Here is a 14,258-nt window from a genome sequence, read left to right on the forward strand (position 1 = left end):
AGAGCTTCACAGTCGGACTACGAGGCAACCAACAAACCGCCCGCTGTATGGGAAATGAAGTCGCGCTCCGGACGTCGGGTTGCCACATTCTCACTGAGCGGGCGGGAAGGTGCGCTCGTTGCTGCTCGAGGACAGAATTCCCAGACGTCTTCGCCGTGAATCAGTAAGGCGGCGAGATCAATTCCGGGCAATCGTCCCGAGAAGTGATGCGAACCGGTGTCGAAGCAGATTGGAAATTGCGCATGACCGAATATGTGAACCGCGCTGTGCGAGTCGTTCGAGCTCCCCGCGGCTTGCCTGTCGTAGAAGATTTTCGGATCGACGAGGTTCCGATCCGGCCGCCCGCGGACGGCGAAGTTCTGTTCCGCGCCCACTATCTTTCGATCGATCCGGCGATACGAAGACGCCTACCGTCCACCAGCTCTGCCCCCGGGCCGTTGGGAGCTGTTGCCGGTATCGGCGACGTCGTCTTGGCTGGCGTGGTGCCTGCGCACTCCGGTTTGGACGGCATCGCAGTCGGCGAAGTGATTTCTTCGCGGCATCCTGACTTTGCGGCAGGTGATTTGGTTCGAGGCGGCACGCACTGGCAGGTTTATCACACAATCAAAGGCGCTGCCCTGGACCGCATACCGAGGGAGAATCGAGCTTCCCTAGGAGATGAACTCGGAATTCTAGGACAGCCAGGATTTGTCGCACACTGCGGAATGCGGTTGGTCGCCGACGTCCGAGAGCGAGACACAGTCGTGGTTTCGGCGGCCGGCGGAGCAGTCGGCATGGTTGCAGGCCAAATCGCGAAGCTGGCGGGCGCCCGGGTGATCGGAATCGCCGGGGGTGAGAAGACCGAATACGTTGTGGAGGAATTGGGGTTCGACGCCTGCATAGATAGGAAGACGGCGAACATCGGCGAGCAGTTGGACGAATTGTGTCCGAAGGGCGTCGACGTCTATTTCGACAACGTCGGAGGCTCGATCACGCGAGCGGTTTTCGATCGCATGGCCGATTTCGGAAGGGTCGTCGTGTGCGGAATGATCAGCGAATACAACCAGGATGAAAGCGAAGTCGGGCCTCCCCTACGCCCTGTACTACGCAAACGTCTACGCATCGAAGGGTTCGTCTGCTACGACCACTACGACCGGTACCCGGAGTACCGGGCGTGGGCGTCCGCTCGAATCGCCGAAGGTGGACTGCGCTACCGCAACGATGTCACCGAGGGCATCGAAAATGCCCCAGCGGCCTTGATCGGGCAGCTTTCGGGCCACAACCGGGGGAAGCAGTTGGTGATGATTTGACAAAGGGAGACCACACGTCGTTGTGTGGTCTCCCTTTTCGATTCGTTCAGCCGATCAGGCGTCAGCCTCTGGGCCGAGCATCTACCTTGTCGTCATCGTCGTCGCGCTCGCCGGTTGCGAGCTGGACGCCGGATTTCTCGATGCTGCCGTCAGCACCTGACTTCTCGAGGTCGATCGGTGCATCACCGGTCGCAACCTCTTCGGCCTCAGGCTCTTCCGGTAGCGGCTTCTTGAGACTCAGGATGATCGAGCCTGCCAACACCACGATGATCACCGCGAGGCTGACCAGTGAGGGAATCTCGGGGATCGACGTGCTGATCACCTTGTGGCTGGCCTGCATGATCAGCTTCACGCCGATGAAGGCGAGGATGATCGACAGACCCTTGGACAGGTAGTGGAACTTCTCGAGCAGGCCCGAGAGCAGGAAGTACAGGGCACGCAGACCCAAGATCGCAAACGCGTTGCTGGAGTAGACGATGAATGGATCGTCACTCACTGCCAGCACTGCCGGGACGCTGTCGACTGCGAACACGAGGTCGGCAGCTTCGATGGCGACGACGACGGCGAACAGTGGTGTTGCGACGCGCTTTCCGGCTTCCTTGACGAAGAACTTGGTTCCTGCGTATTCCTCACGGACCGGCATGATCTTGCGCAGCAAGCGAACCGCCAGCGAGGTTCCCGGATCGAAGTTCTCGTCGTCGTCCTTGAGCAGCTTGTAGGCGCTGTAGAGCAGGATGGCGGCGAAGACGAACAGAACGGCCGTGAACTTGCTGACCACGGCAACGCCGGCGGCGAGGAAGATACCGCGGAAGATCAGGGCGCCGATGACACCGAAGAACAACACGCGGTGCTGGTATTCACGGGGCACCTTGAAGTAACCGAAGATCAGGGCGAACACGAAGAGGTTGTCGACGGAGAGGCTCTTCTCCAACAGCCAGGCCGTGGTGAACTCGACGCCCGAGTTCACCCCCAAGGTCAGGGTGACGACCACCGCGAATACGAGAGACAAACCGACCCAGAGTGCACTCCACCAGGCCGCTTCCTTGAAGCCGATGACGTGCGCGCCGCGGTGGGCGAGCAGGTCGATGAGCAACATGACGACGATGACTGCGGCGAACGCGGCCCACGCCCACATGGGAACGTTCATCGCTGACCACCTACCCGAATGGCACTGATGACTGCGGTCACGGGGAGCTCCTTCACTGGGTTCGGACGGCCGTCTCGCCGTCTTCTCCAGTGTTCCTTGCCGACTTCTATCCATCCCGGTCGAAATATCGACGACCTTCACACCTGAAGTTGCCGAAACCATGCAATCTGAGGGTGTTGCGTCCGAAACCGCCGCTGGACGGCATCTTGTTCTAGCCTGGCAAGCATGAGCACCTCGTTGTACTACTCCGCCGTCCGCACCACACCGCTGACCGACGACGAGAAGGCCGAAGTCGACCGACTCATCGCCGTCCACAACGACGAATTTCCGTTCGACTACGAGGTCCTGGACCTCTATCCGTCGGATATCCCCAACACTCTGCTCAACGGTTCGACAAAGATCTCGAGCGACCCGACCGAGGTAATCCCTTCGCTCGTCTACTGGTTCAACGCTCTGACCGAACTCCGGCGAGCGGTGCCCGACGCAGACTGGGACGTTTCACTCGACGACACCCCCGCCGATTGGGATGACAGCTCCGGCTATTCGCTCCCCGGGCTCGACGACATGCAGTAGCGAGTCACGGGTTCGCCAGGAGGGCGGCTCCGTAGCTCTCCAGCGCGATGAGCGCCAACTCTGTTGGCAGCCGACGCTGGTCCACGCTGCGGTCTAACAGCTTTTCGGCCTGATCGAGTCGATACCGCACGGTGTTCTTGTGCAGACCGAGCGCCACGGCGGTAGCGGCTGCAGTGCAATTGTTCTCGTAATAGACCCGAACGGTGTCACGGATACGCGTCGTGACACCGTCCGCGCCGGCGAGGCCTTTCAATTCCCGTGCCACCAACGCACGCAGTTCGTCCAGATCTTCGGTGAGCAGACAGGGAACCTGAACATCTTCGTAGACGGTGACCCCCGGTGAACCCGTCGAACGGACCGCGATGCGCTGCGCGGCGAGAGCCTCGCGGTGACTGCGCGCGAATCCTTCCATTCCGTAACCGCTGGCCCCCACCGCGACACGGAGGTCCGAATTCCGAGCACGATCGAGCGCCGCCCACTCATGGTCGTCGAAATGCGCGACCCACGACCACACCTCGCGCGCCCCCGAAGGCAGCGTCAGCACGCGCTCGGCATTCGACTCGTCCACAAAGGAACGCGCATACGAGTCCAATCGGGCCAATACGTCGGCGGCCGGATCGGTGTCGTCCGTCCAGAGAACAAACGCAGTGTGGTGGCGCCGCATCGGGTAGTCGAGAATCTGCGACACCTCATCGGAGTGAAGTGCTTCGCCTGCGACAATCGCGTGCACCGTCTCGGACCGACGCGCAAAAGCGCCGCGCGCCAAGCTCTCACGCTCCTTCGCATACGTTGCCACCAACAATTCGGTGGTCACTTCCAGCCATCTCATCGCCGAACCCCACACTCGGACCAGAAGTGCGCGCTTGAGTTCCGGACCGATCGGGAGTGCTTCTATCGACTCGTCGACGAAGCCCAGCATCGCGAGGCGTCCGGCACCGTAGATCTTGAGCAGGACTCGAAGATCCATACCGCGCCTGGCGACGGTGAGTGCAAGCGCAACCGACTCCGGCGGCGGCGTGACCTCCTGGGAACCGCCCGCGATCGCGGCCACGATGACGCGAAGCTGCGCCGCAGTGCTCGCATCCACATCGCGTCGTAGCTCCCGATCACCCGCCACTTCAGGATTGGCCACCGCAATGGCGTCGTCGATGCGTTGAACGAAACCGTCGATCACCTCCGGCTGGAGATAGATGGGCGCGAGATTTGCAATCCAGCCGTCCAACTCCGATGTGTCCATGGCGCCTCCCCGACTTGTCACCCTGATTGTGACTTAGTCACAAATCTATCGTCTCACTTCGGCCAAGAAGCCCTAGCAACCCGGTTTCGACTGGTCCACAATCACATCTCACTGCAGATTCATCTCACTGCAACCAACCCCTATCTTTGGAGACGCTGGAGTAAATGAACAAACCTTTCGACGGTCAGGTAGTGGTCATCACCGGCGGCGCCCGGGGCATCGGATACGCCACCGCGAAGCGGCTGATCAGCCTGGGTGCGACCGTCGCGATCGGCGACATCGACGAAGCCACTCTCGCGCGAGCAGCCAAGGATTTGGGCATCCGCACGTTCGGGCGCCTCGACGTCACCGACCCCGCCTCGTTCTTCGACTTCCTCGACACCGTCGAAGGTGAACTCGGCCCGATCGACGTGCTGGTCAACAATGCGGGCATCATGCCGGTCGGACGGATCGTCGACGAGGACGACTCCGTGACCAGACGCATCATCGAGATCGACGTCCTCGGCGTGATCACGGGAACCAAGCTCGCATTGCGACGGATGCTTCCGCGCGGACGTGGACACGTCATCAACATCGCTTCGCTTGCAGGCGAACTCCCGTGCCCCGGTTTGTCGACGTACTGCGGCGCCAAGCATGCGGTGTTGGGCTTCACCGATTCTGTCCGCAAGGAAGTTCGTGGCACCGGAGTTCACATCTCGTCCGTGCTGCCGACGCTCACCAACACCCAACTCACCTCGGGCACTTCGGGAATGAAGGGATTCCGAGAGGTTCAGCCGGAGGAAATCGCCGAAGCCGTCGTCGGCTTGATCACCAAACCGCGCCCACGCGTACGCATTACGCGGGTGTCCGGGCTGCTCGTGCAGGCACAGGGCTTCTTCCCCCGGCGGCCGTACGAGGCATTGAGCCGACTGTTCGGCGTCGAGACGCAGTTTCTCGGCGACGTCGACACCGCGGCACGTGCTGCCTACGAAGAACGCGCCCGCGCAAGCTGATCAGGTCAGCTCGGTGGCCGGCCAGTCGAGCAGCTTCGCACCCAGTACGGCAGCGTGGAGCGCGAAGCTGTCGTTGGGATCGTTGACGTTCTGACCGGTGAGTTCACGGATGCGGTCCAACCGGTACGTCACGGCGCGGACGGACAAATGCAGGTCTCGGGCGGTTTTAGCCGTATTGCCGCCGGCGGAAAAGTACGCGAGCAGTGTGTCGATCATCGGTCCAGCGCCACCACGCGCCTCGAGCAGCGGTGTGAGAAGGGTGTGGATCAGGTCGGTGACCGCCGGTCTGTCGTTGACCAGAACCCGGTAGACCAGCAGGTCACGAGCATCGATGATCGGTGCGGTCAACGACAGGCGCTGCGCCAGGTCCAGTGCGTCCAGCGCCTCCCGGTACGACGCCACCACGCCCGAAGCGGTGGTTCGAGGGCGCCCGACAGCGATCTGCCACGTGCCGTCCAAAGGACGCCGCTGCAACTGCACTCGCCCGTCGTCATCGGTCCCCGGCCCGAGAGCCGACCGAATCCCTGCCAGCACGTGGTCGACGGCATCGCGATCCGGCGCCGCGAAAACGACCACCAGTTTGCCGCTCTTGCTGGCGACCAACGCATCGGCGTCACCCTTGCTACCCAGAACGGCACGTTCGACGGCGCGCACCAAAGGGTTGTCGTCGGTGAACTCACGGGCGGCGGTCACTACCGCCACGGCATGCGGACCACTGAGGTGGAGACCGAATCCTGAAGCGCGATCCAACAATCCGACGACGTCAGCGCCGCCGGTCAACAAGTCGTCGACGAACTCGCGGCGTGCCGATACCTGCGAGCGGACCAGAGAACGTCTGGCCAACTGAAACCCTTCGGCCAGTTCGGCGACGGCATCGTCGACGGCACGCAGCATCACTTCGCCGGCCGCGACGACGGCGTTCGGATCCGATTGTGCCGCAATAACAGCAGGCAGTTCACGCCACAGACGCCAGGCCGAGGAGAGATACAGATCGAGCAGGGCTCGCAGGGCGACACCCTGCTGCGCTGCTTCTTCCCCGCGAGCGCGGAAGCGGTGCAGCTGACGACGCTGCAGCGGCTTCCCCTCGCATACGGCGACACTGAGCACGTCCAGGAAATCACCCAGCAGTTCGACGGGTAGGCCACCGGCGTCATCGGCCCCCGCCGCGGCAACCCGGCGTATGGCGTCGTCAGGTACCCCGGTTCGGCTCACCCTCGCATTCTCTCACTGCCGGCAGCATTGCCTGGCTTCACGAAAGGCGCATCGAACCCGTGTCGATGTACCGCTGATGGAACGAGAATGCCTCGCCCAGGATGTGCGGCGTCTGCCCCGCACCCGGTTGAGCGTCGGCGCGAGCGATGTAATCGTGGAGCAGTGGCCGGAACTCCGGGTGAGCACACTTGTCGACGATCAGGCGCGCGCGTCGCCGCGGCGACAGACCGCGCAGATCCGCCAACCCCTGCTCGGTCACCAACACCTGAGTGTCGTGCTCGGTGTGGTCGACGTGCGGAACCATCGGCACGATCGCCGAGATCTCACCGCCGCGGGCCGTCGACGGGCTCAGGAACATGGACACGTAGCCGTTGCGGGCGAAGTCCCCCGAGCCGCCGATTCCGTTCATGATCTTCGTCCCCATGACGTGCGTCGAGTTCACGTTGCCGTAGATGTCGGCCTCGAGCATGCCGTTCATGGCGATGATTCCGAGCCTGCGCACCACCTCCGGGTGGTTGCTGATCTCCTGCGGACGGAGCGTGATGTGGTGGCGGTAGAAGTCGATGTTCGCGGTCAGTTCTTCGATGCCCTCTTCGGTGAGCGCCAAAGCCGTCGACGACGCATGCGCGACGGTTCCGTCCTTGATCAGCTTCAGCATCCCGTCCTGGATGACCTCGGAGTAGCAGGTCAGGCCGCGATACGGCCCCCGATCGAGCCCTCCAAGCACCGCGTTGGCGACATTGCCGATGCCCGCCTGCAGCGGAAGCAACGTATCGGCCGGCATCCGTCCGGCGCGCACCTCGAAGTCGAAGAATTCCAGGACGTGGCCGGCGATCGCCTCACTGACGGCGTCGGGTGCAGTGAGAGGGCTCGCGCTGTCACGGCAGTTGGTCTCGACAACGGCCACAACCTTCGTGGGATCCACTCGGAACGTGGTCTGGCCGATCCGGTCCTCGACACGAATGATCTCGAGCGGCTTGCGATGCGGCGGCAGCGCGGTGCCGTAATAGACGTCGTGAATACCTTCCATCGCCTCGGGCACCCACGAGTTGACTTCGAGGATGACCCTGTCGGCGACGTCCAGCCAGGTCTTGTTGTTGCCAATCGACGCGGAGGGAATCAACTCCCCTGATTCGGTGATACCGGCGACCTCGACCACCGCGACGTCTACGTTGCCGTAGTAGCCCTCCCACACCTGCTGAGCCACGTGGGAGAGATGGATGTCCACGTAGTCCATACGACCGTCGTTGATCCGGCGACGTGCGGTGGCCTCGGACTGATACGGCATGCGCAGCGCGATTCCGTCGACCTCCGCGAGCAGCCTTTCGGTCTCGATGGACACAGAAGCGCCGGTCAGGAGATTGATCGTGAAGTTCGATCCGTTGCCGCGGGTCCGGTGAATACGCTCGGCCAGGGCCGGAATGACAACCTTGGGTGTACCGGCGCTCGCGAAACCGCTGATCGCGACGGTGTCGCCCGGGTTGATGAACTTCACGGCGTCGGACGCGGACATCACCTTAGACGCAAACGCTGTGGCGCGAATGCGGTTGGAGGTGGCGTTGTGTCCGGTCTCACCGAAGGTTGAACTCACGGCACCAGGATAAACAGGGCACGTCGAAGCGATTTACGGGGATAACCCAGACAGAATCGCTCCGACGTGCTATGAGCACCGATCAGTTGACGACGCCGTACACGCCTTCGCCGACCAGGCTCGCAATTCGATATTTCTGGATCTTGCCCGACCCTGTCAGTGGGAACGCCTCCGCGCTGAACCACTCCTTGGGCGCCTTGTGGCGCGCCAGTCGCTCGGTGCAGAACTCGACCAGCTCGGCGGCGGTAGGTTGGTCGGACTCGTCCTTCCAGCGGATAACGGCGACAACTCGCTCACCCCACACCTCGTCGGGCACACCCACGACCGCCACGTCGAGAATCTTCGGATGTGTGAAGATCACGGACTCGACCTCACGCGGATAGATGTTCTCACCGCCGCGGATGATCATGTCCTTGAGGCGGCCGGTAACCCGGACGTATCCACGTTCGTCCATCGTCCCCAAATCGCCGGTATGCAACCAACCGTCCTTGTCCACGGTGTCGGCCGAAGCCTCCGGATTACGGAAGTACTCGGTCATGACGAGGTACCCGCGCGCACAGATCTCGCCTTGTTCGCCGAGCGGCACGCTGCCCCCGGTCACGACGTCGGAGATCTTCACCTCGACCTGCGGCAACGCGAGTCCGACCGTCTCCGACTTGTCCTCGGGGGTGTCGGCCGGGCTGGTCTGTGTGATGACGGGGCTGGCCTCGGTTTGTCCGTAGACGATGCTGAACCCCGCCCCGAAGGCCGACTCCACCGTGCTGACGAGTTCGGGCGGGACCGACGACCCGCCGGATACGACCACCGAACAGGCCGAGAAGTCGCGGCTCGCGAAGCTGGCGTCGTTGATCATCGCGATCAGCATCGTCGGCACTCCACTGACCACGTCAGCGTGAAAGCGTTCCGCCGCATCGAGAACCGCAGTCGGATCGAAGTACTGGATCAGGCCGATGGACATTCTTCGCTGCGCGGCGCCGAGAACCAGGATGCCGCACCCGGCGGTGTGGAACAGCGGCATGGCCGACACAACCGAACCCCGCTCAGGGAATCGGCCTCTCCGACTCACAAAATCGGCATTGTTGACCAATCCGCGGTGATGCAACAGAGCACCTTTGGGAACTCCGGTGGTTCCCGACGTGTACTGGATCTGCGCATTGTCGTCAGGCGAGACTTCCGGCAGAGCGCCCCGTTCGCCCGCCCAACCTCGAACCTGGCGATCCCACTCCTCGAAGTTGACTGCGAGAACTTCTTCTCCCGAAATCGAAATCGCCTCGGATGCAACCGCTGCCATATCGCCACCGCGAAACTTTCCGGTGTGGAAGAGCCCCCGAGACTGGGACTGCGACAAGACGTACGCCAGCTCCTCCGCACCCAACGCAGGATTGGCGGTCACCAGAACCATCCCGGCGAGCGCGGCGCCGTTTGCAGAATCATCCATTCCGGAACGTTCGGAGCCCAGACAGTGATCCGATCTCCGCAGTCGAATTGAGACAAGAGGTAGTGCGCACACCCCTCTGCTTCGTCGAGAAGCTCCGCGAAGGTCCACGTGCGATCGGTTTCAGCCGCCCCGGAAAGCGAATGCGATTGCGTCGGAACCACTTCTCTGATTGCAATCAGATTCGGCGAGTCCGCGGCGCACTCTCGCAGCAGCCCACCCACCGTTTGCTCCTCTATCGGGTCAGACACGTCAGCGGGGAAGTACGACGTTTCGAGAACACTGCTCATCTCACATCCACTTTCTATCGAGGAGGGGTGTCGGACGCGGGGAGCGGCCCGCCTCCGTCTGGAATCTTGCGTCCGGAATCGCGGTACTGAACCGCGGCATGGAATCCGTCGCGCTCGGCAAAATCCTTGAACCAGCGCCCCTCCGGGGAGTGACGCGTAATTCCGTCGAACAGGGTTGCCAGTACCTGGGTGCCTTGCAATCCCATGTTGTCGTACGCCTGGTTGATCATCATCTTCTGCATGGCCAACTGATTGAGCGGAACACCGGCGATGCGATCCGCCAACGCTTCCACCGCCGAGTCCAATTCGTCGGCCGGCACCGCTTCGAGCGCCAATCCCCAGTCAGCCGCAGTGACACCGTCAATGGTGTCTCCCGTCAACAGCATTCGCTTGGCACGCTGGGCGCCGAGCCGGTACACCCACATCGCCGTCGTCGGGCAACCCCACACACGCGCAGGCGGGTATCCGATGCGAGCGTCGTCGGCCATGATCAGCATGTCGCAGGACAGCGCGATGTCACTTCCACCGGCAATCGCATATCCCTGAACCTTGCAGATCGTCGGCTTGAGCGATCGCCAGAGCGTGAAGAAGTCGTCGGTGTTCTGCTTCATCCCGCGAAAGTCCTTGATGGGGTCCCAGACCGGGCCCTGGTTCCACTTTCCGTCAAGGTCACCTTCGGCAAACTTCTTGAGGTCGTACCCGGCACAAAATGCCTTGCCCGCACCTTGCAAGACGATCACACGGACCTCGTCGTCGTCATTGGCTGCTGCCACCGCGTTTCGAATGTCAGACGGCATCCGGTCGTCGATCGCGTTGAGCCGATCGGGGCGGTTGAGCGTGATATACGCTTTACCGCCGGACGTCTCGTACTTCAGGGTCGCAAAATCCGTCATCATCGGTCCTGTCGACAGAGCGCGCCTCGCTCGGAACGAGTTACGCTAGTTCTGGGTGAGGAGCAGGCGAACGATGCCTGCCCATTGACTGATCGAACGACGCGCAGACGCGTCGCTCTTCTGCACTGCCCGGGACAGCGCCAAACCACGGAGCATCAGCACCGTCAGATCTGCAATCTGCGAATAGTTCTCGGAAGCAACAATTTCGGGACCGAAAGCGTCGTGGACAACTCGCCGCAGATCCCGTCCGGCGATTCGCTCCGATTCCCGGAGCACCTCGGCCAACACCGGATCCGTCCGCGCTGCGGACCACAGTTCGAGTTCCGCTTGAAATGGCGGCTGAGTCAACGCCGAATACAGAGCGGAGATCGAGTTCTCGATCGTGTCAACCGACGAATCCTGCCGAGACATGGCAGCTCTTACCGCCACCTCGTTCCGTACGACGATGTTCGACACCAACGCCGCAGTGAGCTCCTGCATGTTCGGAAAGTGGTGCAGCAGAGCGCCCCGACTGACTCCGGCAGCGGTTTGCACCGACTGCGCCGTCAGAGATGAATAACCGTCCGCTATCAGTAAATCCGTTGCCGCATCGAGAATCCGGTGGCGCGTCGCTTCGCGCTGCGCATCGCGCAGGGTCACGGTCTCACCTCCAACTTCTCGAGTGGCATGGCTCACAGTTTCACAGTCCATTCAGACTGTCAATGGCCGAAAGCCTCCGGCGTACTCTCGATGCACCGGCCCTTCGGACTGATCGGAGCAACACGTGACGACCTCACCGCCGACCGTCTCGCTGACGCTCGACCAACTTGCTTCACGCGCTGCTTCCCTGATCACCGACGACGGTCGGAGAATCCTCGGCATCACGGGCGCACCGGGAGCCGGAAAATCGACGGCGTCACAGGCAATTGTGCGGAAATTGGGTTCTCGTTGCTCCATCGTCGAGATGGACGGTTTTCATCTTGCCAATCGGGAACTCGACCGACTCGGCAGGCATGAACGCAAAGGCGCACCGGACACCTTCGACGTCGACGGCTACGCGGCTCTACTACGCCGACTCCGAGCCTCGAACTCGACGGTCTATGCTCCGGCCTTCGATCGCGAGTTCGACGAATCAATAGGCAGCACAACGGCTGTCGACCCATGTACACCGCTGATAGTCACCGAGGGGAACTATCTCCTCCTACCCAGTGGTGGATGGCAGGAAGTGCGAGCAGCACTCGACGAGGTCTGGTATCTCGACGTTCCGGAGGAAACTCGGACGAAGCGCTTGGTGAAACGCCACAGCCGCTTCGGAAAGAGTTCCGAAGCGGCTGCAGAGTGGGTGAAACGGGTAGATCAGCCGAACGCCGAGTTGATCAGCGCAGTCAGGCCACGCGCGGATCTGATCGTCAGAATCGAACGGTCCGAGCCTCACTGATGTCAGCTGAAAACCTAAGAACCGCCGCCGGTTCCGAGAAAAGTGGCCAGCCCGGCAACTCCGGCGATTCCGCCGAATATCGCCGCCAATGCACCGGCGACGGTGATAACGCTGTCGAGCGCTTTGAGATCGGTGTCGGATGAACCCATGGCAGTCTCCTGGAGTCAGAATTGAAAGTGGGGTTGAATGTGCGCCGAAGTGCGCAATGTTGCACACGTCACTTTACCGGCATTCGCGACCCGGATCAACGAAAATTCTCTCCAAATATGTTGCACTGCAACATATTCAAACAGCATCTTGCAGGTCCACCGAGGCACGACGACGGCCACCTGCCCGCAGCGCGGGCAGATGGCCGTCGTTGGATATTGCCGAGGAGTCAGACGCTCGTCACATGCATGACGTGCTTGGCCCTCGTGTACTCCGCCAGTGCGAGCTCCGACAGATCCTTGCCGTAACCCGACCCAGCGAAGCCACCGTGAGGCATCTCAGCGGCGAGCATTCCGTGGGCTCCCACCCAGACGCAGCCGAAGTCCAGTTCAGCCGTCATCCTCATCGCGGTGCCGTGGTCGGACGTCCACACGCTCGACGCGAGAGCGTACTTGGTCCCGTTCGCAAGTTCGATCGCTTCAGCCTCGGTGGAGAACGTCTGTACGGTGACAACCGGCCCGAATATCTCTTCCTGGACCAGCTCATCTTCCTGCTGCACCCCGGAAATAACAGTCGGCAGATAGAAAAACCCTGGTCCAGCTGGCTTTCCCCCGCCAATACATACGTTCGTATTTGCTGAGCGTCTCTCTACCAACTCCGCCACTCGATCACGGTGAGCGCGGCTGACCAGGGGGCCGAGACAATCACCCGATTCCGGTCCGCCCAACCTCAAGTCCGCGGCCGCAGCCGTCAACTTCTCGGTGAACTCCTCCGCAACCTCCTCTTGAACGAGAATCCTCGTCGCAGCGGTGCAATCTTGACCGCTGTTGTAAAAGGCCCCGGCAACAATCCCCGCGACTGCGCCGTCGAGGTCCGCGTCGGCGAAAACAACGGCGGGTGCCTTGCCTCCGAGTTCGAGATGCAACAGCTTGACGTCTTCCGATGCGGCCTTTGCGACCGAAATCCCCGCTCTCGTCGATCCCGTCAGCGCAATCATCCGAGGAACCGGATGAGCGACGAGCGCGGCTCCGGTATCGCGATCGCCGCACACTACGTTCAACACCCCGGGCGGATAGATCTGCGCTGCAAGCACTCCCAGCATCACCGCAGTTTCCGGCGTCTCCTCGGCCGGCTTGAGCACGAGGGTGTTTCCCGTCGCGAGTGCCGGCGCGATCTTCCAGATCGCCATCATCAACGGGTAGTTCCAAGGAGCGATCGCACCGATCACGCCAATGGGTTCACGTCTGACATAAGACGTAGCACCCTCCGTATACTCCATTGCGGCAACGCCCGGCAGAGAGCGGGCAATACCCGCGAAGTACCGCAGAAAGTCAACACACTGCGGGATCTCGTCGTCTCGCACCTGCCTGAGAGGCTTGCCGGTACTGCGGCCGTCGACCTCGAGGAAATATTTCGCGTTTGCTTCCAGCGCGTCCGCGAGGGCCAGCAGCAACTCCTGACGGCGCGCAGGGGTGGACCGGCGCCAGGACCGCGCAGCCTTCTCGGACGAACGGCAGGCTCGGTCGACGTCATCGGCGGAACCGACGGCAGCACGGGCGTATACATTGTCGGTCACCGGATCGACCAGCACGGAAAGTCTACCTGCCGGGCTCTCGCACGTTCCGTTGACCACGTGACCAAACGCTGCGACAGTCATCGAAGTTTCCACCGTCATGAGCGCGATCCGGGGAGCGCGACGAAGAACTTCTTCGACGGCTCAACCGTCTCCCAGGTACCGCGAAACGACTGCGGCACGAAAAATGCTTCCCCAGAAGAGAATTCGCGACGGTTTCCATCGAGGTCGATCAGCGCCACCCGGCCGCTGATCATGATGCAGACCTCGTCGTACGGATACGGGTCGCACAAGAGCGTGCCGGGCTCGCCTTCCCAACCACCGCCGAAGTATGCCCCGTTCGGATCTCCGAATGACCTCCATTCGGATTCCGACCAGTTCGGGCTCGCGTCGTCACCCCACTCCGGGATGAACCGCGTCCCCTGCCCTGGCCCGAACATTCGAATGTCGTTGACACTCATG

At 61.9% G+C, this 14,258-nt stretch carries 15 protein-coding genes; 4 read left to right on the top strand and 11 right to left on the bottom strand.

All coding sequences use genetic code 11. From position 1 onward, the window contains the following. The first annotated feature begins 242 nt into the window (after positions 1-242). A complete protein-coding gene (locus tag GN300_RS08550; RefSeq protein WP_030536117.1) occupies positions 243-1,289 on the top strand; it encodes an NADP-dependent oxidoreductase in 1,047 nt (348 codons plus the stop codon). Between the two features lie 61 nt (positions 1,290-1,350). Here GN300_RS08550 and GN300_RS08555 read toward each other — a convergent pair whose 3' ends face one another. Then, a complete protein-coding gene (locus tag GN300_RS08555; protein WP_003942925.1) occupies positions 1,351-2,436 on the bottom strand; it encodes a TerC family protein in 1,086 nt (361 codons plus the stop codon). Positions 2,437-2,661: 225 nt separating this feature from the next. Between GN300_RS08555 and GN300_RS08560 the strand changes: the two genes are divergently transcribed. Further along, a complete protein-coding gene (locus GN300_RS08560; RefSeq protein ID WP_003943172.1) occupies positions 2,662-3,009 on the top strand; it encodes a hypothetical protein in 348 nt (115 codons plus the stop codon). 4 nt (positions 3,010-3,013) lie between these two features. On the opposite strand, the gene GN300_RS08565 is transcribed toward GN300_RS08560, so the two are convergent. Then, entirely contained in the window at positions 3,014-4,246 is a 1,233-nt protein-coding gene (locus tag GN300_RS08565; RefSeq protein ID WP_042451555.1) for a CdaR family transcriptional regulator, read from the bottom strand. 164 nt (positions 4,247-4,410) lie between these two features. Here GN300_RS08565 and GN300_RS08570 point away from each other — a divergent pair, with 164 nt between their 5' ends. Continuing rightward, complete coding sequence (locus GN300_RS08570; protein WP_003942902.1) at positions 4,411-5,238, top strand: SDR family oxidoreductase; 828 nt, start codon at positions 4,411-4,413, stop codon at positions 5,236-5,238. On the opposite strand, the gene GN300_RS08575 is transcribed toward GN300_RS08570, so the two are convergent. The 6 genes from GN300_RS08575 to GN300_RS08600 all read right to left on the bottom strand — a co-directional run bounded on the left by GN300_RS08575 (position 5,239) and on the right by GN300_RS08600 (position 11,298). Further along, complete coding sequence (locus tag GN300_RS08575; RefSeq protein ID WP_042921490.1) at positions 5,239-6,450, bottom strand: CdaR family transcriptional regulator; 1,212 nt, start codon at positions 6,448-6,450, stop codon at positions 5,239-5,241. Positions 6,451-6,487: 37 nt separating this feature from the next. After that, positions 6,488-8,041, bottom strand: coding sequence for an acetyl-CoA hydrolase/transferase family protein (locus GN300_RS08580; protein WP_063315527.1), 1,554 nt, complete (start codon positions 8,039-8,041; stop codon positions 6,488-6,490). A gap of 82 nt (positions 8,042-8,123) precedes the next feature. Next, complete coding sequence (locus tag GN300_RS08585) at positions 8,124-9,479, bottom strand: AMP-binding protein (RefSeq protein ID WP_233405595.1); 1,356 nt, start codon at positions 9,477-9,479, stop codon at positions 8,124-8,126. Continuing rightward, on the bottom strand, positions 9,431-9,766 hold the full coding sequence (locus GN300_RS08590; RefSeq protein ID WP_233405596.1) for an AMP-binding protein: 336 nt from the start codon (positions 9,764-9,766) through the stop codon (positions 9,431-9,433). The genes GN300_RS08585 and GN300_RS08590 overlap by 49 nt, the downstream gene beginning before the upstream one ends. A 14-nt stretch (positions 9,767-9,780) precedes the next feature. Next, the gene (locus tag GN300_RS08595; RefSeq protein WP_223304467.1) at positions 9,781-10,659 is read right to left on the bottom strand and encodes a crotonase/enoyl-CoA hydratase family protein; all 879 of its coding nucleotides are present in this window, start codon (positions 10,657-10,659) and stop codon (positions 9,781-9,783) included. 45 nt (positions 10,660-10,704) lie between these two features. After that, a complete protein-coding gene (locus tag GN300_RS08600) occupies positions 10,705-11,298 on the bottom strand; it encodes a TetR/AcrR family transcriptional regulator (RefSeq protein WP_063316011.1) in 594 nt (197 codons plus the stop codon). Between the two features lie 124 nt (positions 11,299-11,422). On the opposite strand from GN300_RS08600, the gene GN300_RS08605 reads away from it, so the two are divergent. Next, positions 11,423-12,076: a nucleoside/nucleotide kinase family protein gene (locus GN300_RS08605; protein ID WP_063315526.1), complete on the top strand. Its 654-nt coding sequence runs from the start codon at positions 11,423-11,425 to the stop codon at positions 12,074-12,076. Positions 12,077-12,090: 14 nt separating this feature from the next. Here the strand turns inward: GN300_RS08605 and GN300_RS29685 are convergent, their stop codons facing one another. The 3 genes from GN300_RS29685 to GN300_RS08615 form a co-directional block, all read right to left on the bottom strand. After that, positions 12,091-12,225, bottom strand: coding sequence for a hypothetical protein (locus GN300_RS29685; protein WP_003942853.1), 135 nt, complete (start codon positions 12,223-12,225; stop codon positions 12,091-12,093). A 227-nt stretch (positions 12,226-12,452) separates the two neighbouring features. After that, positions 12,453-13,898 (bottom strand): aminobutyraldehyde dehydrogenase, encoded by a 1,446-nt coding sequence (locus GN300_RS08610; protein WP_063315525.1) that lies wholly within the window; start codon positions 13,896-13,898, stop codon positions 12,453-12,455. Then, a complete protein-coding gene (locus tag GN300_RS08615; protein ID WP_063315524.1) occupies positions 13,895-14,257 on the bottom strand; it encodes a cupin domain-containing protein in 363 nt (120 codons plus the stop codon). The genes GN300_RS08610 and GN300_RS08615 overlap by 4 nt, the downstream gene beginning before the upstream one ends. Position 14,258 lies beyond the last annotated feature (1 nt).

The organism is Rhodococcus sp. Ni2 (genome assembly GCF_021352185.1).
In the GTDB taxonomy this organism is placed as follows: Bacteria; Actinomycetota; Actinomycetes; order Mycobacteriales; family Mycobacteriaceae; genus Rhodococcus_F; species Rhodococcus_F qingshengii.